Annotated in this window: 27 protein-coding genes; 14 read left to right on the plus strand and 13 right to left on the minus strand. The window is 37.6% G+C overall.

The features are described from left to right. Nucleotide 1: 1 nt before the first annotated feature. Genes BK581_RS05010 through BK581_RS05045 form a run of 8 tightly spaced genes read right to left on the minus strand, consistent with a single transcriptional unit; the run spans nucleotide 2 to nucleotide 5065 of the window. Nucleotides 2-730, minus strand: coding sequence for a class I SAM-dependent DNA methyltransferase (locus BK581_RS05010; protein ID WP_078577135.1), 729 nt, complete (start codon nucleotides 728-730; stop codon nucleotides 2-4). Between the two features lie 29 nt (nucleotides 731-759). After that, nucleotides 760-1116, minus strand: coding sequence for a ribosome silencing factor (rsfS, locus tag BK581_RS05015; protein ID WP_078577136.1), 357 nt, complete (start codon nucleotides 1114-1116; stop codon nucleotides 760-762). A gap of 1 nt (nucleotide 1117) precedes the next feature. Next, nucleotides 1118-1702: a bis(5'-nucleosyl)-tetraphosphatase (symmetrical) YqeK gene (gene yqeK / locus BK581_RS05020; protein WP_078577137.1), complete on the minus strand. Its 585-nt coding sequence runs from the start codon at nucleotides 1700-1702 to the stop codon at nucleotides 1118-1120. Beyond that, entirely contained in the window at nucleotides 1695-2270 is a 576-nt protein-coding gene (gene nadD / locus BK581_RS05025) for a nicotinate-nucleotide adenylyltransferase (RefSeq protein ID WP_078577138.1), read from the minus strand. The genes yqeK and nadD overlap by 8 nt, the downstream gene beginning before the upstream one ends. Before the next feature lie 16 nt (nucleotides 2271-2286). Next, nucleotides 2287-2577 carry a ribosome assembly RNA-binding protein YhbY gene (yhbY, locus tag BK581_RS05030; RefSeq protein ID WP_078577139.1) on the minus strand — a complete coding sequence of 97 codons (291 nt, stop codon included), beginning with the start codon at nucleotides 2575-2577 and terminating at the stop codon, nucleotides 2287-2289. Next, nucleotides 2571-3413, minus strand: coding sequence for a shikimate dehydrogenase (gene aroE / locus BK581_RS05035; protein ID WP_078577140.1), 843 nt, complete (start codon nucleotides 3411-3413; stop codon nucleotides 2571-2573). Before aroE ends, yhbY begins: the two co-directional genes overlap by 7 nt. A 30-nt stretch (nucleotides 3414-3443) precedes the next feature. Continuing rightward, the gene (gene yqeH / locus BK581_RS05040) at nucleotides 3444-4562 is read right to left on the minus strand and encodes a ribosome biogenesis GTPase YqeH (RefSeq protein ID WP_078577141.1); all 1119 of its coding nucleotides are present in this window, start codon (nucleotides 4560-4562) and stop codon (nucleotides 3444-3446) included. Beyond that, entirely contained in the window at nucleotides 4535-5065 is a 531-nt protein-coding gene (locus BK581_RS05045) for a YqeG family HAD IIIA-type phosphatase (RefSeq protein WP_078577142.1), read from the minus strand. Before BK581_RS05045 ends, yqeH begins: the two co-directional genes overlap by 28 nt. Nucleotides 5066-5562: 497 nt before the next feature. Here BK581_RS05045 and BK581_RS05050 point away from each other — a divergent pair, with 497 nt between their 5' ends. Further along, complete coding sequence (locus tag BK581_RS05050; RefSeq protein WP_078577143.1) at nucleotides 5563-5718, plus strand: sporulation histidine kinase inhibitor Sda; 156 nt, start codon at nucleotides 5563-5565, stop codon at nucleotides 5716-5718. A gap of 11 nt (nucleotides 5719-5729) precedes the next feature. Here BK581_RS05050 and BK581_RS05055 read toward each other — a convergent pair whose 3' ends face one another. Then, a complete protein-coding gene (locus BK581_RS05055) occupies nucleotides 5730-5945 on the minus strand; it encodes a hypothetical protein (protein ID WP_078577144.1) in 216 nt (71 codons plus the stop codon). 384 nt (nucleotides 5946-6329) lie between these two features. Here BK581_RS05055 and BK581_RS05060 point away from each other — a divergent pair, with 384 nt between their 5' ends. Genes BK581_RS05060 through mnhG form a run of 7 tightly spaced genes read left to right on the plus strand, consistent with a single transcriptional unit; the run spans nucleotide 6330 to nucleotide 12090 of the window. Continuing rightward, on the plus strand, nucleotides 6330-8753 hold the full coding sequence (locus BK581_RS05060; protein WP_078577145.1) for a Na+/H+ antiporter subunit A: 2424 nt from the start codon (nucleotides 6330-6332) through the stop codon (nucleotides 8751-8753). Continuing rightward, on the plus strand, nucleotides 8753-9178 hold the full coding sequence (locus BK581_RS05065) for a Na(+)/H(+) antiporter subunit B (RefSeq protein ID WP_078577146.1): 426 nt from the start codon (nucleotides 8753-8755) through the stop codon (nucleotides 9176-9178). Before BK581_RS05060 ends, BK581_RS05065 begins: the two co-directional genes overlap by 1 nt. Beyond that, nucleotides 9178-9516, plus strand: a complete 339-nt coding sequence (locus BK581_RS05070; protein WP_078577147.1) for a Na(+)/H(+) antiporter subunit C — start codon at nucleotides 9178-9180, stop codon at nucleotides 9514-9516. The genes BK581_RS05065 and BK581_RS05070 overlap by 1 nt, the downstream gene beginning before the upstream one ends. Beyond that, nucleotides 9509-10990, plus strand: coding sequence for a Na+/H+ antiporter subunit D (locus BK581_RS05075; RefSeq protein ID WP_078577148.1), 1482 nt, complete (start codon nucleotides 9509-9511; stop codon nucleotides 10988-10990). Before BK581_RS05070 ends, BK581_RS05075 begins: the two co-directional genes overlap by 8 nt. A 5-nt stretch (nucleotides 10991-10995) precedes the next feature. Then, a complete protein-coding gene (locus tag BK581_RS05080) occupies nucleotides 10996-11472 on the plus strand; it encodes a Na+/H+ antiporter subunit E (protein ID WP_078577149.1) in 477 nt (158 codons plus the stop codon). Continuing rightward, entirely contained in the window at nucleotides 11472-11753 is a 282-nt protein-coding gene (locus BK581_RS05085) for a Na(+)/H(+) antiporter subunit F1 (protein ID WP_078577150.1), read from the plus strand. Before BK581_RS05080 ends, BK581_RS05085 begins: the two co-directional genes overlap by 1 nt. Next, complete coding sequence (mnhG, locus tag BK581_RS05090; RefSeq protein WP_078577151.1) at nucleotides 11734-12090, plus strand: monovalent cation/H(+) antiporter subunit G; 357 nt, start codon at nucleotides 11734-11736, stop codon at nucleotides 12088-12090. The genes BK581_RS05085 and mnhG overlap by 20 nt, the downstream gene beginning before the upstream one ends. A 97-nt stretch (nucleotides 12091-12187) precedes the next feature. On the opposite strand, the gene BK581_RS05095 is transcribed toward mnhG, so the two are convergent. Continuing rightward, entirely contained in the window at nucleotides 12188-12991 is an 804-nt protein-coding gene (locus BK581_RS05095; RefSeq protein WP_078577152.1) for a phosphatidylserine decarboxylase, read from the minus strand. Nucleotides 12992-13107: 116 nt separating this feature from the next. Between BK581_RS05095 and pssA the strand changes: the two genes are divergently transcribed. The 4 genes from pssA (at nucleotide 13108) to BK581_RS05115 (ending at nucleotide 17662) form a co-directional block, all read left to right on the plus strand. Further along, a complete protein-coding gene (gene pssA, locus BK581_RS05100) occupies nucleotides 13108-13650 on the plus strand; it encodes a CDP-diacylglycerol--serine O-phosphatidyltransferase (RefSeq protein ID WP_078577153.1) in 543 nt (180 codons plus the stop codon). A gap of 164 nt (nucleotides 13651-13814) precedes the next feature. Continuing rightward, nucleotides 13815-16418 (plus strand): CBS domain-containing protein, encoded by a 2604-nt coding sequence (locus tag BK581_RS05105; protein ID WP_078577154.1) that lies wholly within the window; start codon nucleotides 13815-13817, stop codon nucleotides 16416-16418. Nucleotides 16419-16603: 185 nt separating this feature from the next. Then, nucleotides 16604-17149: a peroxiredoxin gene (locus tag BK581_RS05110; RefSeq protein ID WP_078577155.1), complete on the plus strand. Its 546-nt coding sequence runs from the start codon at nucleotides 16604-16606 to the stop codon at nucleotides 17147-17149. A 63-nt stretch (nucleotides 17150-17212) separates the two neighbouring features. Beyond that, on the plus strand, nucleotides 17213-17662 hold the full coding sequence (locus BK581_RS05115; protein WP_078577156.1) for a TlpA family protein disulfide reductase: 450 nt from the start codon (nucleotides 17213-17215) through the stop codon (nucleotides 17660-17662). A 105-nt stretch (nucleotides 17663-17767) separates the two neighbouring features. Here BK581_RS05115 and BK581_RS05120 read toward each other — a convergent pair whose 3' ends face one another. Continuing rightward, a complete protein-coding gene (locus tag BK581_RS05120; protein ID WP_078577157.1) occupies nucleotides 17768-18874 on the minus strand; it encodes an HD-GYP domain-containing protein in 1107 nt (368 codons plus the stop codon). A 234-nt stretch (nucleotides 18875-19108) separates the two neighbouring features. Here BK581_RS05120 and deoD point away from each other — a divergent pair, with 234 nt between their 5' ends. Then, nucleotides 19109-19813 (plus strand): purine-nucleoside phosphorylase, encoded by a 705-nt coding sequence (gene deoD / locus BK581_RS05125; protein ID WP_078577158.1) that lies wholly within the window; start codon nucleotides 19109-19111, stop codon nucleotides 19811-19813. 80 nt (nucleotides 19814-19893) lie between these two features. On the opposite strand, the gene BK581_RS05130 is transcribed toward deoD, so the two are convergent. After that, nucleotides 19894-20880, minus strand: a complete 987-nt coding sequence (locus tag BK581_RS05130; protein WP_078577159.1) for a lipoate--protein ligase — start codon at nucleotides 20878-20880, stop codon at nucleotides 19894-19896. Nucleotides 20881-21227: 347 nt separating this feature from the next. Between BK581_RS05130 and BK581_RS05135 the strand changes: the two genes are divergently transcribed. Continuing rightward, complete coding sequence (locus BK581_RS05135) at nucleotides 21228-22685, plus strand: spore germination protein (protein ID WP_078577160.1); 1458 nt, start codon at nucleotides 21228-21230, stop codon at nucleotides 22683-22685. A 122-nt stretch (nucleotides 22686-22807) separates the two neighbouring features. Here BK581_RS05135 and sigK read toward each other — a convergent pair whose 3' ends face one another. After that, nucleotides 22808-23530 (minus strand): RNA polymerase sporulation sigma factor SigK, encoded by a 723-nt coding sequence (gene sigK, locus BK581_RS05140; protein ID WP_078577161.1) that lies wholly within the window; start codon nucleotides 23528-23530, stop codon nucleotides 22808-22810. Between the last annotated feature and the right edge of the window lie 238 nt (nucleotides 23531-23768).

Genomic DNA, 23768 nt, shown 5'->3' on the forward strand with positions numbered 1-23768 from the left:
GTTATTTTTTTGCTTTTATAAAAACCCGCTCATCATCTGTTCTCAATGGTCGAGTACCGAAGTCACCACTTACTTCTATATGTGAATATCCAGCTTCTTCTAGCCAAGATACGTATGATGCAACAGGATAGGTTCGCTGAAAGTGTTCCTCTTCTTTCCTCTCATACAGTCCATTGTTTGTTTTCACAAAGAATGTGAGAGAATGCCTTACTGAAAGAGGCTCTTCTTCCCTGTCACAAAACCACATATATGACACATGTTCATCATCAACCCCATAGAGCTGATTGTTAAAGTAGTGTTCAAATTTGAATGGTGTATGTGCGTCAAACAACAAAACACCATCCTGTTTCAGCACGTTATAAATTGTATTAAATGTTCGTTTCACTTCTTCTTCATTATGAAGATAATTAATGCCATCACAAAATAAAGTCACACCATCCATTTCTGAAAAGCCTTCTAAAGAACGCATATCTTGTAAAAAGAACGGCGCAGCAACGTGACTTTTTCGAGATTTTTCTTCTGCTATAGCCAGCATTTCTCCTGAAATATCTGTTCCACTGACTCGAAACCCTTTTTGTGCCAACATGAGCGTAAATGTGCCAGTGCCACAGGCAACATCAAGAATTGTCCCCTCTGCAGTCAGATGATTTTCCGCATATGAAATCCATTTAGCATACGGAGCATCTTCCATTAAGCGATCATATAATGATGCAAAATGAGCGTATGTCATAGTTAAAGCGTCCCTTTCTTATCTATGCACTAAGCTTGAATAATACTCTCCAATTCAATTGTTTGTGCATCTCCCCAAAGTTTTTCTAAATTATAATACGTTCGTTCATCTTTGTGGAACACATGAACGATCACATCATTTAAATCAATTAAAACCCATCTCGCTTCTTCTAGTCCTTCTAAACGTTTCACATCTAGGCCTGCTATATTAGCTCTATCCTTCACTTCTCTTGAAATGGCTTCAACTTGGACTTCTGAATTACCGTGGCAAATAACAAAATAGTCGGCAACAAGCGATACCCCTCTCATATCAAGCGCTGTAATGGCATACGCTTTTTTATCATCTACTGCTTTTACCGCTAGGTCCAACTTATCTTTAGATTGCATATTATCTTTCACCCTCCATACTACTTATTTTAAGCGCAAAATCATTGTACGCTTTAAATGTCTCTGGATAAACAGGAACGCCTTTATTTGTCAAATAACAGATTGTATGGATTAAACATTCTAAACAAGCTTTATCCAAATCTTGCGCCGCTGTTATTCTTACTTTTTCAGCTGCCTCAAACGTTCTTCCTGGCTCTATAAAATCAGCTAGGAAAACGATTTTATCCTCAATAGTCATGTTTTCTCTTCCAGTAGTATGCCAACATATAGCTGACAATACCGCCTCGTCCTTTACCCCTAATTCTTCTTTAACGTAATGAGCGCCAACAAACGCATGCAATAGTTCATCTCCGTAAAGTAACACATCATCAGGAATAGTGCCGTTAGCTTGCACACTATTCTTCATCTCTTCTAATGGACGATGCTTAGCGTAGTCATGCAAAATAGCAGCTAATCTAATGACATCTTTGTCTCCACCATATTTATCTGCCAATTGTGTGGCCGTTTCAACAACCCTTTCAGTGTGTGAAAATCTTTGTGGCTTTAACGCTCGCTTTACTACTACTAAAGCATCTGCTTCATTCATATAAACGATACTCCCTTATATAATCATAAACGGCATCTGTTAACAAAAAGCGATTTAATGCCCCAATTTTAATTTTGTGCCTAATTTCTGTTGATGACACGTCCAACTTAATATTGTTTATAATGGTAAGCTCTCGAAATGATGTTGGATGAGTGGGCCGATAACCAGGCCTGGCCACTACAATAAATGGCAGTAATTCACTTAATTCCTCATACTTATACCACTTATGGAAATTCTCTAAACTGTCGCCACCCATTATAAAAGAAAACTGAATAGTTGGCATCTCTTCCATCAAAGCTTTCACCGTATCTGTTGTATAAGATGGGCAAGGGCGTTCCATTTCAAATGTACATAGACGAAAGGAAGGATGGCAATCTACCATTTTTTTCACAAGATCAAGTCGATTTTCTTCTGAAGTAGCTGAGTTAATCTCTTTGTGGGGTGGAAAAGGGTTAGGCATCCACCAGATTTCGTCTAGGGATTTTTCTAACCTTGCTTCTTCGGCCATCACTAAGTGTCCTATATGAGGCGGATCGAACGTTCCTCCTAATAAGCCTACTTTTTTCACAGTCATCCCCCGTTACTTAAGGCAGAATAATTGTTTTATTCTCACTAGATTCTTTATAAAAAACGAGTGTATTACCAATAATTTGAACGATTTCCGCTTGCGTCCCCTTGGATATAAAGTGGGCAACTTCCTCTTTATTTTCCACACAGTTTTGTAAAATGCTCACTTTTATAAGTTCCCTAGCTTCTAAGGCGTCATCCACCTGTTTAATTAGATTTTCATTGACTCCGCCTTTTCCAACTTGCAAAATCGGCTTAATATGATGAGCTTTACTGCGGAGATAACGCTTTTGTTTACCAGTTAGCATGAATTTCCTCCTAATTTTTCTAATACTTTTGCCTTCATAATTTCTTTTGGAGCAGATTTTCCCGTCCACTTTTCAAATGCAAGGGCACCTTGATTAACAAACATATCCAAACCGTTTTGAATAATGGCCCCTTTGTTTTCTGCCTCTTGTAACCACCGTGTTTTAGCTGGTGTATAAATAAGGTCACTCACAATCGCACCTTGAGATAATGTTTCCAATGATAAGGGCATACGATCTATATCAGGTGCCATTCCAATTGAGGTTGTATTGATAATTAAATCAAATCCTGGCAGCTCTGCTTGAGCACGTCCAAGTGACAAAACAGCCGCTTCTGTCAACCTGCTACAATCATCAGCTAAATGACGCCCTTTACTCTCAGTGCGATTCGTTATACACATTTCTCTTATCCCATATTTAGCTAAAGTGAGAGAGACGCCTCTTGCAGCGCCACCAGCACCTATGATCAATACCCTCATTTCGGCAAAATCTTTCGTTAATACAGGGAGCAAGCCATGAACATATCCTTCTCCGTCAGTATTGTAACCAATAAGTCTACCTTCGACATTCACCACAGTATTCACTGCGCCAATTTCCTCAGCTAATGGGTCAATCTCATCCAAGTAAGGAATAATCGACACTTTGTGAGGAATAGTAACATTTATTCCTCGTATCCCTAAAGCACGAATCCCATTAACAGCTTCTTTTAAATCTTTCTCTTCCACATGGAAAGCGTGATAGTCAGCGTTAATCGATAGTTCTTCATACGCCGCTTTATGCATAACAGGTGAAAGACTGTGGCTGACAGGACAGCCAATAACCCCATATAGTTGTTTCAATTAAGATTCCTCCTCTGCCCATCAGCTCACTTAAAAAATAGCCGGACGCATACTCACTGCAACCCCTTTAGGGGCATGCGTTCTAACACTACTACCACTCCCACTAATAGTTACCCAGCCTAGTCCTGAGAAAACGAGATCCATTTTACCATTAGGCACTTTCCAATCTTTCCCTACCAATGGTGGAAACTCTTCTTTATTTTTTTCAAAAGGTGGAGATAATAACTCACCTAAATGGTTCTCATAAAGACTGTCTGCTTTTTCAGTTTTTGTTCGATGAATTATTAACTCGTTTGATATGTAAACAATGAGCGATTGAGGTTCACCACTGACAAAGTCAACACGCCCCATTCCCCCAAAAAATAGCGTTTGTCCTGGATTAAGTTGAAAAACTTTCGGTTTAATTTCTTTACTAGGTGAAACCATTTTCAACTCATTTTTATCAAGCAAATGCGCTACTTGATGATGATTAATAATCCCAGGAGTGTCATACAAAAATGAACCATCATCTAAAGGAATATCAATCATATCTAACGTAGTGCCCGGAATATTAGAAGTTGTAATAAGCATCTCGTCTTCCGCACCAAATTCTTTTAATACTCTGTTAATGAAAGTTGACTTACCTGTATTGGTACATCCAACAATATAAACATCTTTCCCTTGACGTTCTTGGTCAATTAAATTTGCTACCTCCATAATAGCCTCACCTGTTTTCGCACTCATTAAATGGACATTAGCAGGTTTTAGCCCATACTCTTTTGCCGCTTTTTTCATCCACTGAATGACTTTAGAATGTTTCACTGATTTAGGTAACAAATCAGCTTTGTTACCGATGAGAAGGACTGGATTTTTACCGGAAAAGCGATGAAGTCCAGGTAGCCAACTTCCGTCAAAATCAAAGATATCTACTATCTTAACAATTAATGCTTCTTTTTGCCCTAGCTCTGTTAATATTTTTAGAAAATCGTCATCCGTTAACGGTACATCTTGCACGTCATTGTAGTGTTTCAAGCGGAAGCAGCGCTGACAAATAATCACATCTCTTTTCAATGCAGATGGCGGAGCATATCCTAGGCCTTCCTTATTATTTGTCTGTATCTTAACACCACAGCCTGAACAAATCAGTTCTTCTCGTCTGAATTCTCCCATTCGATCAACCCCCTTTTTTTCATTGTATGAAATACACGCCTTTCAATACGGCGATTAAATTTTGTTAGAAAGCCATCTGTTTGGGCCACAGGAACAACTAATATGGTTTGGAATCCTGCGCGATTCCCACCCAGAATATCAGTTAAAAGCTGATCTCCAATCACGACTGTCTCTTCTCTTTTTAAGTTCATTAATTTGCAAGCCGTTTTAAATGCTTTACTTAGAGGCTTTCGAGCACTGTGAATAAATGTAATCTTGTGTGGATCAGCAAAGTGTTTAACACGCTTTTCATTATTATTTGACACAATGACAATCTGAAAGCCTTGCGCTCTTAAAAGGTCAAACCACTCAATGAGCCTTTCTGTAGCATCAGCTCTGTCCCATTCCACTAATGTATTATCAAGATCAGTTATGATCCCTTTTACCCCTTGTTCCTTAAGCTGTTCAACAGAAATCTCGAACACCGATTTAACGTACTGGTCTGGAATAAATTGTTTTAACACTCATATGCCTCCTAGTTTATCGACAAATTAGCCATACAGTTGTTCTTGTCTATAATACCTGTATTCAAACGTTAATTTCAAACAGAATAAAAAAAACGAAAAATAATTTTCGACAATTCATAACACTCGTTCAAATCTGTGGATAAGTTTTTACACATTTTAACGCTTATAAGCATTAGTTAATTGATAGATATTAACATTCTATCCACAAAGATACCCACCGAAAGTGTGGATAATATGTTATTTGAGATACTTTACAATTCATGGTAACATCTATGCAACACACGCGTTAAAGTCGTTCCATAAAGGGACAACCCTTCTTAACTTCTTAAATCTAAACTATTGGGTTGCGTTATGATCTGCTACCTACAATAAGCTAAAACATCAAAAATAACCCTCGTATGTATCACTGATTATCTCAGCATTCTACGAGGCAAGGGATAGAGGATTATTTAGTTTTCGAATACACTGACATATGATGAAATAGGGGTGGGCACATGAAAAAGTATGGCGCATTAGCCGATCTATCGGATGAGCTTCTAATAGAAACGTACGAAAAAGCTAAAGACTTAAACTTGGCAGAGGACTTCATAAATTTAATAGCTGAAGAAATTGAACGACGTTCTAAATTTAATAAACAAATCCACTTATAAGAAACCCACGACTATCGTTCCTTAATAGGGATGACTTTAATATATTCTCTCGGAGAAAATCGTTGGTCATTCCTCAAAACGTCATTTAGAATAAAACCTTCATATCCTTCTTCATTTTCTTGCCTTTCAAGCATTTCTTTTGAAACGATACTTTGCCCAACTGCGCCTCCAAGGAAAATAAGTAGAAAGATACATATAGCTATAATAGCCTTCGTCTTTATTTTCATCCAAATCACTCCTCTTTATAAGGGTGGGACGGATGGTTTTTTTTTATACACTTTCAATGTAAACGTCTGCTCATACTGTCATTAATGTGATATAACTTTTATCATCTTACCCAATTATCACAATACGTCTATGGCAGCGTTCTCACTTTGATTTTTTACATTTAAAGAAAAAAAGTTTTTTTACCTATTTTTCTTAGTTTCTTCATATTTAAAAGAAAAAGTCTAATCCTTCTAAATAGAGAGTCTCAGGGATGCAACAAAAATTGTTTTATATTATAATTTTATTTGAATTTAATACATAGGACTGAATGAATATTTGTCTGTACACTCCCAAAAGCCTATATATCATATCAGCATATGAATAAAATTAAGGAGGTTTATCACTTGTCAACGCTTCATTTTGTTACTTTAGCACCATTTATTATGGCGATTTTTGTGCCGATTATTTACAAAAAATTCCGCCATCTTCATACAGGCTGGTTCATTTTACCGTTACCATTGATTTTATTTATTTACCTTTTTCAATATTTGCCATTAGATGGGTCACCTATGGAAACAGTCAGTTATTCTGTCGCTTGGGTTCCTTCTCTTGGCATCAATTTTACCGTCTACCTCGACGGTTTGAGCCTTCTTTTTGCTTTGTTAATTACCGGAATAGGAACGCTCGTCGTTCTTTATTCAATTTATTATATCGCCAACAAAAAAGAGGAGCCCCTTAACAACTTTTATGTTTATTTAATGATGTTTATGGGAGCTATGCTCGGCGTTGTGTTATCAGACAACTTGATTGTCTTATATGTATTTTGGGAAATTACCAGTCTTGCATCATCACTGCTTATCGCATACTGGTTCCACAAAGAGAAATCCCGTTATGGCGCTCAAAAGTCTATGTTAATTACCGTAACTGGTGGATTCTCAATGCTCGCTGGTTTTACTTTGATGTATTTAATGACAGACACATTCAGTATAAGAGGAATTATTGCTATGGCTGACGTTATTGTCACAAGCCCTTTATTTATTCCTGCTATGCTATTAATTTTATTAGGGGCCTTTACAAAATCAGCCCAATTTCCATTTCATATTTGGTTGCCTGATGCTATGGAAGCACCGACGCCTGTTAGTGCTTACTTACACTCAGCTACAATGGTTAAGGCTGGTATTTACTTAGTGGCTCGTATGACCCCGGTGTTTGGTGGTCAAGCTGAATGGTTTTGGATCATTTCTACCTTCGGCTTATTTACGTTACTATGGGGATCAGTGTCAGCTGTTAGGCAAAAAGATTTGAAAGGAATCCTTGCATTTTCCACTATAAGTCAACTAGGGTTAATTATGAGCTTATTAGGACTTGGATCTGCAGGCTATCATTATGAGATCATTGACGGCACTTCTTTACCGATAGTGGCTGTTCTTGCTGCAGTGTTCCACCTTATCAATCACGCTACCTTTAAAGGAAGTCTGTTCATGGTCGTGGGTATCATTGATCACGAAACAGGCACGAGGGATATTAGAAAACTCGGCGGCCTCATGACGATCATGCCAATTACATTTACCGTCTCTCTGATTGGAATTGCTTCAATGGCTGGATTGCCGCCTTTTAATGGATTCTTGAGTAAAGAAATGTTTTTTACTGGAACATTGAATAGTGCCACTCTCGACGTTTTTAACGTTGGTAATTTCGGGGTGATTTTTCCTGTCGTCGCATGGATTGCCAGTGTGTTCACATTTATTTATTGCATGATTATGCTATTCAAAACATTTACGGGAAAACATCAACCTGAAAAACTCGATAAAGCGGCTCATGAAGCTCCAATCGGTTTACTTATTTCGCCTATTATATTGGCATCATTAGTGATTGTTTTTGGATTGTTCCCTAATTTACTTTCCTATACCATTATTGAGCCTGTTATGCAGTCGATTATGCCTGGCCTTACAGCGCCTGGCGAACAATTTTATGTGAACATTTACCATTGGCACGGTTTTAATACTGAATTATTCATGACAATGGGTGTTGTTTTCTTTGGAGCGTTCATATTCTTAAACCAAAAAAAGTGGCAAGACACCACTTTCTACTTACGAGAGAGAGACCCTTTGAATTGGTTTTATGACAATGGTCTGACAGGGTTAATTAATGGTTCAACTGTAGTGAATAATGTACAAATGACAGGGCGTTTGCGCGATTACTTTTCATACATGTTTATTTTCTTAATTGCTATAGTCAGTTTCATGTTATGGCAGAGTAACGCTCTTGCAGTGGATTTTACAAACACGACTGAGATACCATCTTATATGTATTTTGTGTCCCTATCACTAATCTTGAGTACGATTGTTATTCCTTTTGTTTCAAAGCGTATTTCTGCTATTGTTTTAATGGGTGTAGTAGGCTTTCTCGTAGCCCTTCTTTTCGTGGTCTTCCGAGCACCTGATCTTGCGTTGACCCAACTGCTCGTAGAAACAGTCATGGTTGTTTTATTCTTGCTCGTGTTTTATCACTTGCCTGAATTGCGTAAAGAGACGTTTAAGCCTGTCTTCAGGTTATCTAATCTCATCATTTCAATCGGCGTTGGACTCGTAGTGACACTAACAGCCTTGAGTGTGCATGCGTATAGCTATGAGAACCCAATTAGCCCCATTTCTGATTTCTTTGTAGAGAATTCTTATGCGTTAGCAGGTGGGAATAACATTGTTAACGTCATATTAGTGGACTTCCGTGGCCTTGATACGTTGTTAGAAGTTCTCGTTTTAGGGATCGTTGCCTTAGGAGTCGTTGTCCTTATTAAATTTAAAGCGCGGAAAGGAGAAGATGTCTAATGAAAAATACTCCCATTCAATTACATGTTATTACAAGAATCGTGGCGTTTATCATCCTGGCATTTTCCATCTTTCTCTTTTTCGCTGGGCACAACAATCCTGGTGGTGGCTTTATCGGGGGCTTGATGACGGCATCAGCACTGGTGCTACTTTTCTTAAGCTTTGATATTAAGACCATTAAAAAAGTATTGCCGTTTAATTACGCAAAAATCATTGCTTCCGGGTTACTACTAGCTGTCTTGACCGGTATGGTCGGCATGTTTCTAGGTGACCCGTTCTTAAATCAGTTCTTTAGATATTATCAACTACCGATTTTAGGTAAAACGGAATTAACGACTGCCCTTCCTTTTGATTTAGGGATATATTTAGTAGTCGTTGGATTTACTTTACTCGTTATTTTAACTATTGCGGAGGATGATAGCTGATGGAAATATTAATGATTTTGACGATCGGCGTCCTCTTTACTGTAGCAACCTACTTGATTTTGTCTAAAAGTTTATTAAGGGTTATCATTGGCGTCGTTGTTATTTCACACGGTGCCCACTTACTACTTTTAACATTGTCAGGACTACAACAAGGAGCTCCTCCCCTCTTAGGGGAAGAGGCGTCAACATATTCTGATCCGCTGCCACAAGCGCTCATTTTAACTGCGATTGTTATCGGCTTCGGGATCACTGCCTTTATGCTCGTATTGGCCTATCGAACATATAAAGAACACAAAACAGATAATTTCGATGAATTAAGGGGAACTGAAGATGAATAACTTAGTCATTCTACCAATACTCATACCACTTCTTGTCGGTATTATTTTAATATTCTTCAAGAACTCCAAACGCATTCAGCGCGTGGCCAGTGTCATTGCCACGAGCGCGATGCTTATAGTGGCAAGTTACATGACATATATTGTATATACCGATGGCATTCAAACCATTGAATTGGGTGCATGGCCAGCACCTTTTGGTATTGTATTAGTAGCTGATTTACTATCCAGTTCACTCGTCACCCTCTCCGCCCTGCTTTCTATCGTCTGTCTATTGTTTGCTTTTCAGACGTTTTCTGCGGAGCGAGAAAAGAATTATTTCCATCCCTTTTTCCTCTTTTTAATGGTAGGGGTGAACGGTTCATTTTTAACTGGTGATCTATTTAACCTTTTTGTCTTTTTCGAGGTTATGCTCATTGCATCGTTTATACTCATATCAATGGGAAGTAAAAGGTACCAACTTCGTGAGTCTTTGAAATATGTCATCATAAACACTGTTTCATCTATGTTTTTCATTACAGCTGTGGCCTATCTTTACGGAGTCACTGGAACATTAAATATGGCAGATTTATCTCAAAAAGTAGCTGAATTAGAGCAGACTGGTGTTGTATCAGTTATTGCGGTAATCTTTCTATTTGTTTTCGGGACTAAAAGTGCGATTTTCCCATTGTACTACTGGCTTCCCCACTCTTACTTTGCTCCTCCTGCGGCCATCGCAGCGCTTTTTGGAGGATTGTTAACAAAAGTCGGCGTCTACACGCTCATGCGCACGTATACACTTATTTTTCCGCATGATCAGCTCGTGTTTCAAATCTTACTCATTATCGGTGGTTTAACAATGTTTATCGGGGTACTCGGTGCCGTATCTCAATTTGACTTTAAACGTATCCTTGCTGTTCATATCGTTAGTCAGGTAGGCTATATGATTATGGGAATCGGGATCTTCACACCATTGGCTATTGCGGGAACATTCTATTTTCTCGTCCATAACATTATCGTAAAATCAGCGTTGTTTCTATATGCAGGAATTGCTGAAAAAATCACAGGCACTTCCCATTTAAAACAGATGAGCGGTTTACTCAAAACACACCCGTACGTCGGCTGGCTTTTCTTCATTGCCGCCTTCTCACTAGCAGGTATCCCACCTTTAAGTGGATTTTTTGGGAAATTTGCTCTCGTTGTAGCTGGTTTAGAAGCGGGACATTACTTTATTATTGCAGTCAGTCTTATTACTGGGGTTTTAACATTGTTCTCCATGCTTAAGATTTTCATGACGTCCTTTTGGGGAGAAGTTAAAGCGCCTGATCCAGACGCAAAAAATAAAAAGGTTGGTAAACTATTAGTTACTACCCTACCATTAGTTGCTTTAACCATTATCTTAGGGGTAGCAGCTGAACCATTTATCCAATTTTCATTGGAACTTGCTGAGCAACTTATGGATCCTTCCGACTATATTAATTCTGTGCTTAAGGAGTAGTAGCCATGGCCTTTCAAATTTTATTAAATATAGGTTTAGCTTTAATATGGATGTTGTTAAGGACCGAGTATACTGTCGTAGAGTTTATGCTTGGTTATATCGTAGGTTTATTACTTTTATTTGTTCTAAGAAGGTTTTTACACTTCGATTTTTATTTCCGACGTGTTGTAGCAGTATTCAAGCTATTAGTGTTGTTTCTATATAAACTTATCTTGTCTAATATTGATATGACAAAAATCGTTTTAAGTCCGAATCCCGACATCCAACCAGGAATCATTGCTGTACCGACCAAACTTAAAACAGATTGGGAAGTAACACTTTTAGCTAATCTGATTTCTCTTACTCCTGGAACTTTAACGATGAATTTTTCGGAAGATGGGCGAACTTTATTTGTTCACTCCATTCACGTACCTGACAAAGAAAAGGCTATTGCTGAGATTCATGATTCATTTGAAAAAGCGATTATGGAGGTGACACATTAATGTTAACGACTGTTGCAATAATTGTACTAATATTAATGTCCCTTTCTATTTTTGCTTGTACTATTCGTGCTCTAATCGGCCCTAGCATGTCAGACCGACTAACAGCTTTGGATACAATCGGCATTAATCTCATTGGCTTCACTGCCATATTGCTATTAATTCAAGATACAATCGCTTATGCTGAAGTCGTCCTTGTTTTAGCTATCCTTGCTTTTATCGGCTCGGTAGCCATAGCTAAATTTATTGAGGGGGGTGTGGTTCTTGATAGAGATCATCATTAGTATCTTTCTTTTATTAGGAGGGCTTCTAAGTGTCTTAGGGTCTATAGGAATTCTTAGGTTACCTGATGTTTATGGACGCCTCCATGCTGCTACTAAAAGCGCCACACTCGGAGTTATCAGTGTGATCATTGGTGTCTTTCTGTATTTTCTTGCGATTCATGGCATGTTTGTTGGTAAACTGCTACTCACAATCATCTTTGTATTTATGACAGCGCCAGTAGCTGCGTTCATGATAGCTCGCTCAGCCTATAATGTTAACGTAAAAATGTCTGAAAAAAGCACGCAAGATGATTTAGCTGATGCGATTAATAAGCAAAAATCAGAAGCGGACCATTAACACAGAACATATTTCCATAAAGGAAATAATTTTTAAAACGAGACGGGGCTTTATCCCGCCTCGTTTTTCTATTTTTCCATTCTATGTGTCAGGACAATCATTCTTCTTGATTAACCCATGAGGCGATCGTTTCACCTTGTTTAACTGGCACATTGCTTTTATTAGTGTCAGCAATCCATCGCGCTAATTCAACCGTATTTTGTTGAAATAATAAAACGACCGTAGAACCAAACGAAAAATACCCTATTTCTTCACCCTTTTGACTATATGGCTCAGTATGTGACAAATGAATACTATTCACATTTAATGCGCCAATTTTTACGACAGCAAAACGATGTTTAGAGCTTTCAAACTCTGTAATCAGACGATAATTCGTGGCTAGTGGTTCTTGTCCGAAATAAAAGCCTAAGTGGTTGACCGGTTCTGAATACCTCCCTAGAGCCCAACGTCGTCTAACATGTCCCGAATAAGGAGCATGGATACGGTGGTAGTCTTTAGGTGATAGATAAAAGACGAAATATTTTCCTCCCAAATACGTATTCACAGCACCTGTAAGACCGAGCATCGTCTTTAAAGAATGGGGTTTCTGTTTAATATGCATAAGTGTTTTATCTGTAATATCTCCTACTTCCGATAGAACACCGTCAACCGGACTCACAATCTCATTGACAGCCTGACTAACCGGACGTGCACCCTCTTTTAATTCCCTACTAAAAAAATCATTCAAATGTTGAAACTCTGCTGCCTGACGAGCTACCTCATTAGTATTAATATTAAACGTCTTGGAGAAGGAAGGAATAGCTTTCCGACTCCAAGAGTGTGTAGCTGCCTTTTTTAGCATATAGTTATATAATGGATTATGAGTGAGTTCAAGCATAAGTCGATATAACCTTTTTTTCATACCTTATTAAACTTCCTTTCTCGGGTAACTAATTTTATAGTACCTCTCTACTTATTATGGTATAATTAACATTTATTATAGCTTAGTGTTCTCAAATTACATAGGAGTGATCTTAGATGGTCCTGTTGCAGCATTTTTTTGACAGTGCAGTTAAACGCTTACGTAGCCAGACGGCTAATGTGATTACAATTATGAATTTGGGCTTTGGAAGTCTTGCGCTCCTTTCTCTACTTCAAGGGCATACAGGTTTGACAGTGGCGTTTATTAGCACAGCCGCTATCCTTGACCTGCTTGATGGTAAAGTTGCTAGAAAAATGAATATTCAATCGGAATTAGGTAAGCAATTGGACTCATTATGTGACTTAATATCTTTTGGGGTAGCCCCTTCGCTTCTTCTCTTTAATTCAGTACTCTATCAATTTGGAGCAGCTGGTGCAATGGCTTCAATTTTTTTTATCATTTGCGGTGCCATACGCCTCGCCCAGTTTAACATTTCTAATTCATCCGGATATTTTATCGGTCTTCCCATTACTGGAGCAGGATGCCTTCTAACTATAAGCTTCCTGTTTAGCTATTCTTTTTCGCCTCCCCTTTTCATGTTTCTCATTTTATCACTTTCTATTTTAATGATCAGCCATTTCCGGTTTAAAAAATTATAATAGCTTTAAAGAAAAAGATTCATACTAGGATTTTCACGATAACTACATGTTTTAACCTTCATTTAATTGTCTATCCTTTAAAAACGCCTTCCTAATTAGGAAGGCTTTTCATTCAAAAATATGTTTAAATAGTAAACATACTATCACAAGCTGGAGGAGATGACATGCAAACGATATTTTCTCACAGCAATCTGGATTTTGATGGGCTCGCCTCTTTGATTGCTGCTAAAAAATTATATCCTGAAGCTGACATTATACTACCTGCCAAATTAGCCCCTGAAGTTAACCATTTTTTAGCTATTTATAAAGATACATTTACATTTAAACCATTGTCAGAGGTTCCATGGGCAAAAATTAACGTATTAATACTTGTTGATACTAACAGTATTAACAGGTTGGGTGACGTAGCTGATAAGCTACCTCCTGACGTGACATATCACGTATATGATCATCACCCTCAGACAGAAGAAACGGTGTCATACACTGAAGGAAAGGTCGATGATGTTGGGGCGACCATCACTCTTTTAACTGAGTTAATCCAACAACAAGAACTCTCTGTCTCTCCTTTAGAGGCCACTCTTTTTGGCTTAGGTGTTTATTCAGATACAGGGGCTTTCACCTATGAAAATACAACGTCACGAGACTTAGCTGCTGCTGCATTCCATTTAGAACAAGGGGCTAATTTGCGCGTCATTGAACAGTTCCGTGATGCGCCATTAACGGAGGAGCAACTTTCTCTTTTTCAACAATTAGTAGATCATAATGACCTGATTTCAATTGATGGAACTGATATAATTATTGCCTATCACAGTCAAAAATCATACACTGGCCACCTCTCTGTCATCACAAAGAAGTTGCTTCAAGTTACAGGGGCTGATGCTGTCTATTCCGTGGTCACAATGGGGAATAAAACATTCATAACGGCTAGAGCAGATAATGACAGAATCAACGTCCTTCCTGTTATTAGACACTTTAATGGTGGTGGACATGAAAAAGCTGCTTCCGCATCAATTAATGGAAAAGACCTTACGTCCATCATGACGGAGGTCAGAGCGCATCTTCCTGCTACCGTTGAAGATGCGATGACTGCTAAGCATATTATGTCATCACCTGTTCGCGTAGTCGCCCCAAATACAACTATTGAAACAGTGTCTAAAATGCTGTATCGCTATGGACATACAGGCTTTCCGGTCGTAGAAGATAAAAAGGTTATCGGTATCATTTCCCGAAGAGATGTTGACAAAGCTCTTCATCACGATTTAGGACATGCACCTGTAAAAGGTTATATGAGCCACTCTCCTATTACAATTGATCTTCATGAAAAAATCAGTACGATCAGGGAGTTTATGATTGAAGAACATGTTGGAAGATTGCCTGTTATTCATAAAGACCAGCTCATTGGCATCGTTTCAAGAACAGATATTATTCAAGCTATGCACGGAATTAATAAAAGTAGCGTACATGCTATTCAGCATACCTCTGTGCCTTTAAAAAGACAGCTGACACAGACGATGAAAAAACAATTGCCTTCTACTATTTATAATGTGTTACAACTGCTTGGAAAGGAAGCCGGAAGGCTATCTATGCGTGCTTATTTAATCGGGGGTACGGTAAGAGATCTACTTCTTAACCGTCGTAATGAAGATATGGACATTGTTGTTGAAGGCGATGGCATTGACTTTGCACTTCATATGCAGGAACACTACGGTGGTCACGTTAGAACCCACGAAACATTTCGCACAGCTACTTGGAAGCATCCTAATGGTTACAAAGTCGATTTAACAAGTGCACGAACAGAATACTACGATTTCCCAGCCGCTCTACCTAATGTCGAACTTTCTACTATTAAGGAAGACTTATATAGACGGGATTTTACAATTAACGCTATGGCTATTTGCCTTCACGAAGAAGCTTTCGGTGAATTATTAGACCACTTTAACGGTTTAAAGGACTTACAAAAGCAGCAATTGCTTGTTCTTTATAATTTAAGCTTTGTAGAAGATCCTACACGACTTTTGCGGGCCATTCGTTTTGAATCACGTTTTAACTTTCGCTTATCGAAAAATACCGAACGACTTGCCCATGAATCTGTGAGTCATATTCATTCTGTCTCAAAACCTCGTCTTGCAAGTGAACTCATACGTCTATTTAACGAAGAAGACCCGTTAATTTGTGTGATGCGTATGGATACCTTTTCATTATTAAATTATCTGTTCCAATCACCTTTAGACATCAACCTATCAGCAAAACATATTAAAACTCTTGCAGGCTGGCAGGCAGTTCTTCAAGACAAAAATGTGGCTGTTCACTCATCTATATGGATTTGTTATATGGCTTTACTAACCACTATGAATAAAGAGAGCTTTGCAGAGCTGTATGATTATTGCCTAAAAAAGGAAGACATTAAAACATTAGATACGTTCCAATCACTTACAAAACAAAAAGTTGATCTACATTATTTATTAAATTTGTCGTTAATGGACTTACATATGACATTTTCTCAAATTAATAAAGAGCCACTCATAGCATGGTTTTCAATTTTTACTGAAAAAAATACAACGAAGCTGTTCAATTATATTCTTAAGCGGGAAACCTTGAGACGAACAATAAATGGGGAAGATTTAAAACAGGCTGGGTATAAGCCGAGCCCCCTGTTCAAAGACATGCTGTTATATAGCGAAGGCCTTGAATTAACCTCCCCTCATATCTCTAAAGAAGAGTTACTTAAAGCTATTCATACTAAATACTCTGTAAATGAGAATCTGTAATCGCATTGAGAATTGGACCTTCATAGCTATATGAGCAAATTACTTGAAAACAACAGTTAGCTTTTTATATAATGGTTTTTAAGATTTAATAAGATAGTGAACCTTTTCACTTGACATGTAGATACGTGGATGTAAGAATAAAGTGCGTACAAAATAATAACTATTATTATTAAGGAGAGATAACGATGTCAGATAAGCGAATGGTAGCTAAACAGGCACCAAGATTTGAGATGGAAGCTGTCATGCCTAATAAGGAATTTAGTAAAGTGTCTTTAGAAGACTACATGAAAAAAGATCAATGGACGGTATTATTCTTTTATCCAATGGATTTTACCCATGTTTGTCCAACAGAAATAACATCATTAAGTGATCGATACGACGAATTTGAAGATTTAGATGCTGAAGTTATTGGTGTTTCAACTGACACCGTTCATACACATTTAGCATGGATCAACACCCACCGTGATAATAATGGTCTAGGCGACCTAAATTATCCACTGGCTGCTGATACTAACCATACTATTTCCCGTGAATATGGGGTTCTTATTGAGGACGAAGGTGTGGCACTACGGGGACTTTTCATCATCAGTCCTGAAGGCGAGCTGATGTATTCTGTTGTCAATCACAATAACATCGGCCGAGACGTAGATGAAACCTTACGTGTCCTTCAAGCGCTTCAAACTGGTGGGCTTTGTCCTGCAAATTGGAAGCCTGGACAAGCTACTTTATAATAAAAGGAACCTATAATCAGTGAGTAATAAGTAGACGATTTTTAATTATGAGGAGTGTTTTGAATGAAGCTACGTGAACCAATGCCAGAATTAGAAGGTGCAACCACTTGGTTAAATGGTGAAAAATCAAAATCAGAGCTATTAGGTGACAAACCAACTCTTATTCATTTTTGGTCTGTAAGCTGCGGACTTTGTAAAGATGCCATGCCTGATGTAAATACTTTTCGTGATGAGTACAAAGATGAGTTGAATGTGATCGCTGTCCATATGCCTCGTTCTGAAAAGGATCTTGATTTAAGTACTATCGAAGCGACTGCCAAAGAACATGACATTAGCCAACCGATATACGTTGACAGTGAACATAAATTGACTGATGCGTTTGAAAATCAGTACGTGCCGGCCTATTACGTGTTTGATAAAGACGGTCAACTACGCCACTTTCAAGCGGGCGGCGGTGGTATGAAGATGCTTCGTAAACGCGTAAATCGAGTTCTCGGTGTGGAACAAAAATAATTTTTCATTAACCTAAGTCCTCTCGTTATTCAGGACTTAGGTTTTCCTTCATCCATCCTGACAAAGAAAAAAACCCTGGCATGCCAAGGTTTTAAAATAAGAGATTTATAGGTCTTCTTTATTAGAGTTAAATGCAAAATTTTTATCTGGAATATAAACATCTTTTATATGAAGTTTTCGCTCTGTTTTTAAATCAATAAAATCGTCTCCTATTTTAACAAGAGGACGGTTAATTTCTTCCATAAATAGTTGAACAATTTCCCCTTTACTACCATCACTCAATTCCACTTCTTTTCCAATATAACCATTGAGAATGTGAGAGACAAATGGGAAAACGATTTCTCCATTAAGCTTATCCTTGTATACTTCCTGTACTAACTCATCAAGCGCTTCAAAAGGTGTAAATTTATCACGATAAATTCTATCAGAAGAAATAGCGTCATACACGTCGGCTACTGCAATAATTTGCGCTAAAAATGGAATCTCCTCTTTCTTAATTCCAAAAGGATAGCCTGAACCGTTCATTCTTTCATGATGATAAAGAGCACCATTAATAATATCTTCACTAGTTCCGTACATTTCTTTCAAGATGTCCCGGCCATAAATCGTGTGATTTTGAATTTCTTTAAACTCTTCCTCTGTGAGGGGATCTTCTTTATTCAGTATTTGCAACGACACCTTCATTTTACCAATATCATGTAAAAATCCCATTGTCCCTAACTTTACTGTCTCACTATGCGAATAACGTAGAATTTTTCCAATAGTAGCCGAGAGGAGACCCACATTTAGACAATGGCGAAATGTATACTCATCATGCCCTTTTATATGTCGCAGCTCTAAAAAAATGTCTGGGCCTTTTAGTACAGTTTCCATTAAAGGTGTAAAAGGCACCATAAATTCCTGTAACGAAGGTACCTGTTTAGATATAGCATCCTGAAAAAGTCTTTTAATCTCTTTGATGTTTTCATAATAATGAGTAGACAGTGGTTCTTTATGTTTAAAAACTTGTTTTAATTCTAAATTAACAGGTGGTTCTGTCTGTTCTTTTAGACGTATCTCTTCAATACTATGATTTTTTAAAATATTAAGATGCCAATGGGTTAAAACAGTCCCTCTTCTCAATAAAAAATGGCCTGACTGAGAAACGACATCATCAGCAAGTACTCGGCCAATAATGGTGTCTTCCCAATTTAAACTATTGATTACTTCCATCTTTCCACCTCATTCGATCGTATCATATACGACTAATATACCATACCAAATAGGGAAATCCGCTTATTTTAGAGAGTTTATCAATAAGTCCTATGTCTCATTTTCTTTCCATAGGAAAAGCTACATCATGTTTGCAACGTTATATGAGCTATTTAGCTATTTATTTTGCTTTTTTCTGTATTTCTATGGTACGTTTAAAGTTGATCATGAACTATGAGAAGGAGGCTACATGAGATGAGTGTACATATTGGAGCAAAACAAGGTGACATAGCAGAGTCTATCTTATTACCAGGGGACCCTCTTCGCGCACAATATATCGCAGAAAACTTTCTGACTGATGTGACGTGCTATAATGAAGTAAGAGGAATGCTTGGGTTTACAGGAACATATAAAGGTGAACGAATTTCTGTGCAAGGGACAGGCATGGGTGTCCCTTCAATTTCAATTTATGTCCATGAATTAATTAACAGCTACGGGGTTAAAAACCTCATTCGAGTAGGGACGTGTGGCGCAATTCAAAAGGATGTAAAAGTACGAGACGTTATCATTGCCATGAGTGCTACTTCCAATTCAGGCGTGAACCGCCATCATTTTAAAGGAATTGATTTTGCACCAACCGCTAACTTTGATTTACTTAAAAAAGCTTATGATGGCGCAACTGCTCATGAGCTAAATGTTAAAGTTGGCAGTGTTTTTACGAGCGATGTTTTTTATAATGAGGACAAAGATCTAATCCCGCTTCTTGCTAATCACCAAGTATTAGCAGTAGAAATGGAAACGTCTGCCCTTTACACCATTGCATCGCGCTTTGATGTCAATGCCTTGTCTGTACTGACAGTTAGTGATCATATTTTAACTGGTGAAGAAACAAGTTCTGAAGAACGCCAAAGCACGTTTAATGACATGGTAGACGTGGCACTTACCGCTGCTATTAAGTAAAAATGGGTTTAATACTCGTATAAACGACTTTAAAAGGCGCGATCTTCAAAGAATGAGATTTGAAGACAGCGCCTTTTTAACTAATATATGAGTTCTATTAATCCTTCACGTGGAGCCTTCCCGAAGTAATAACTCATATCAACATCTGCCAAAGCCTCGTGAAGGGCATTTTTTTCATATTTAACACCTATCAGTAATTCTTCCACATCACTTACTTCTCCTACACCAAAAAAGTCACCAAATATTTTACAATCAGTAATCTCCCCTTTGGACACGTTTAGGCGAACATCAATCGTGCCACCTTCAAATCGTTTAGAGCGATGCAAATCAAATTTAGGGGACTTGCCATAATTCCAATCCCAGTTACCATATCTTTCATTTGATATTTGGTTAATCCCTTTCCAATCATTTTCCGTGAGTTTATATGTTTCCACATCGCCACCAGCAAAGATATCGTCTAATAGAACTTTCTTCAATTCATCTACTGTTAATTTATCTTCTAAAAACTCATTAATATTAGCTACTCGACTTCTAATGGATTTAATACCTTTAGAACGAATTTTCTCAGCGTTTACTTTTAATGCATCTACTACTTTTTCAATTTCAGAATCAAGTAATAACGTACCGTGACTAAACATTCGTCCTTTTGTCGTATACTGAGCGTTCCCCGAAATTTTCTTTTCACCCACTTGAATGTCGTTACGCCCACTTAATTGCGCATTAACACCTAGCTTTTGAAGCGCATTAATAACAGGAGAAGTGAATTTCTGAAAGTTAGAAAAACTTTTTCCATCATCCCTCGTCAAAAAGCTGAAATTTAAATTCCCTAAATCATGATACACCGCCCCGCCACCGGAAAGACGTCGAACGACATGAATATGATTTTTTTCCACATACTCTTTATTTATTTCTTCAATGGTATTTTGGTTTTTGCCTACGATGATTGACGGCTCATTAACGTAAAAAAGTAAATACGTATCATCAATTGGTAGATGCCTTAAAGCGTATTCTTCAATTGCTAAATTAATTCTTGGATCGGTTACACCTTCATTATCAATAAATTTCATCGTTTAGCCTCCTGTTTCTACATCTTCCGTCATTATCTTATCATATTTTCTACGCGAATATTAACTAAGAGGTATCACGCCCAATATAAGACGAACCTACAATTAAGATATTAGCATCCTTTATCCCGCTTAAATAGTTTTTTCTAATTATTAGTATTTGAGTCAATCAGGACATTAGCGAACGATAGTAACCACCACACACAAATACTCCTCTCTATTTGAGCAGGGAGCTTTAAGGACGGTTATCTGTGATAAATGAATAATTTTCATTTAATACAGGCACACTGAGTATATAAAAGTCTTTTCATATCATTTAAGTACCCCGACTTTATCCAAAGGAGAAAACCATGAAACTCTTTAGCTGGTTTCATAAAAATGAGGAAGTAAAAAGCAACAATTTTAGAATGACAACGGACACACAGCCCTCATTTATCGTCACAACGTCCGCTAAAAAGAACAGCCTTTATGTAAAGGAAGCACTTAACGAGACAAATGAGTTGAGCATTAAGCACTACCATATCGTTTCTTATGAAAGTTGTGAAGTGATATATTTGGATTCTTTAGTATCTCAGAAGGACCAATTTGATTTAAATACTTACCTTGCCCAAATAACATCCCGCCTGACGATGCTTCAGTTATTTAACCAACTCGGTGCCAAAAGATTTTATGAAGCATCCGACATTATACAAGAAATACTTGCAGGGAATACGATCATTTTCGTCGATAGTCTCCCTTTATGTTTTTGTATCAAAACATCACACTTTAAACAAGATAACCACCATCAAAGTCCAGTAGAGCATTTCGTAAGAGAAAAGAAAGAAAATATTTTTCAGCTAAGAAAGCACGTTTCACAGGCACAATTAGTGATCCAGCACATGAATAGCGACAAAAATGGTAGTCTCACCTTGGTATATAGAAAGGGTGCTGCTGATACTCAAGTTCTTCAAGAAGTGAAGAGACGTCTTAGTACATTGACTAGTACGAAAGCACTCACTACTGGAATGGTAGAGGAGCATTTAGAAGACTTTCCTTTCTCTCCCTTTCCTCAATTTATGAAAACCGATCGGCTTAACCCATGTATTTCTCATTTATTAAAAGGGCGAGTCGTTCTTTTAATCGAGGGAGATTCACAAGCGCTTATTTTACCGATGACATTTTTGGCTTTTTATGAAACTCATAAAACGGCCATCAACCATTGTAATAAAAAGAAAATGCTACTCCCGCCATTACGACTTATTAGCTTCATTACTTCTGTGACATTACCAAGCTTTTATATTGCACTAGTCAGTTTCCATTTTAATCTTTTTCCTTATATACTCTCTTCTATCGTAAAAGAAGCTCTTTTCTTCGTCACATACAGTCCATTTCTTGAAACGTTTATAGTTGAGCTTTTAATAGACGCCATTCAAGAAATAGGTGTTCTATTTCCAACTCCTATAGGTAAAATCATCGTCCTTGCTGGAGGATTAGTTATCGGTGACCTCGTGATTAGTACTGATTTAATTTCACGTATCATGTTATTTGTCGTAGCATTGACAGCTTGTGCTTCTTTTATTGTACCTAATAAAGAAATGACTATGGCTATAAGACTTCTACGTTTTCCAATGATGATTATGGCGACCTTATTCGGATTTGCTGGTATCATCATATGCTTAAGCATTTATTGGCTTCATCTTAGTCAGCTAACTAGTATGGGCAAACCTTATTTTTCATTTAATACATCTGTGAAACTGATACATTTCTTCAAGAAATCTACGCGTAGCCTTTATGCCAGCCGAGAGGATGTTAAGAAGGTGAAAAAATAATGATTAAACATCCACTTAATTTTATACCTTTATGTAAATTTGTCTAAAGTTACTTTTATTAAAAAACGCCTCCATGTGACAACTTTAGTCGATGAAGGCGTTTAACGTCGCTCTCTTATAAATTATTCCTTTCCTTTTCGAAGACCTTTTTTATGATCACGATAGAACTCATGGAACAACTTCATAAGTGCTCTTTTTTCAATACGAGATACATAACTTCTTGAAATCCCCAATTCTTTTGAAATTTCTCGCTGAGTTTTTTCCTTCTTCATATCTAAACCAAAACGACCAACAATCACTTCTTTTTCCCGACTATCAAGGACGTGAATGTATTTATATATTTGCTTTTTTTCCATATTCAACTGAATTTGATCCACAAGATCCTCGGTTTCTGCTTGAAGAACATCAATGAGGCTAATTTCATTTCCTTCTTTATCTTGACCTATCGGATCATGCAACGACACATCTTTTCTTACTTTCTTTAATGCCCGTAAATGCATTAAAATTTCATTTTCAATACAGCGGGCCGCATACGTTGCAAGCTTTGTCCCTTTACCAGATGAATAGCTTTCAATCGCCTTAATAAGTCCAATTGTACCGATGGAAATAAGATCTTCTGTGTCTTCACGGGTATTCTCAAATTTCTTCACGATATGAGCCACTAAGCGCAGGTTATGTTCAATGAGTAAATTGCGGGCGTGTTCGTCTCCTTCCTTCATTAATTCAATGTATTTTTTTTCATCCTGCTGGCTTAATGGCTGTGGAAAGGCATTGTTCTTTACAAATGACACAAAGACTAGCAGCTCTTTCACCACGTGAGTGATAGCTGCCAAAATGGTGGACATGTGTAAACACTCCCTCCTTTAACTCGTTTTCTATTTATATGCCCACCATCATGTTAGAGTGTCTGTCTTACACCAATTTAGCAAAGTTCAGTTGCATACCCCGAATAATGACATGTCAGTTAGTTCAGCTCCCACCTACTTTAGCCCCTCACATATCACGGAAAACATTGTTTTTTCAATTGCGTAATTAAAATTACATACTTATGACATTTGATCATATTTGTTTAAAGAACTTAAT

Origin of the sequence: Salipaludibacillus agaradhaerens, from assembly GCF_002019735.1 — a bacterium.
Taxonomy (GTDB): domain Bacteria; phylum Bacillota; class Bacilli; order Bacillales; family Salisediminibacteriaceae; genus Salipaludibacillus; species Salipaludibacillus agaradhaerens.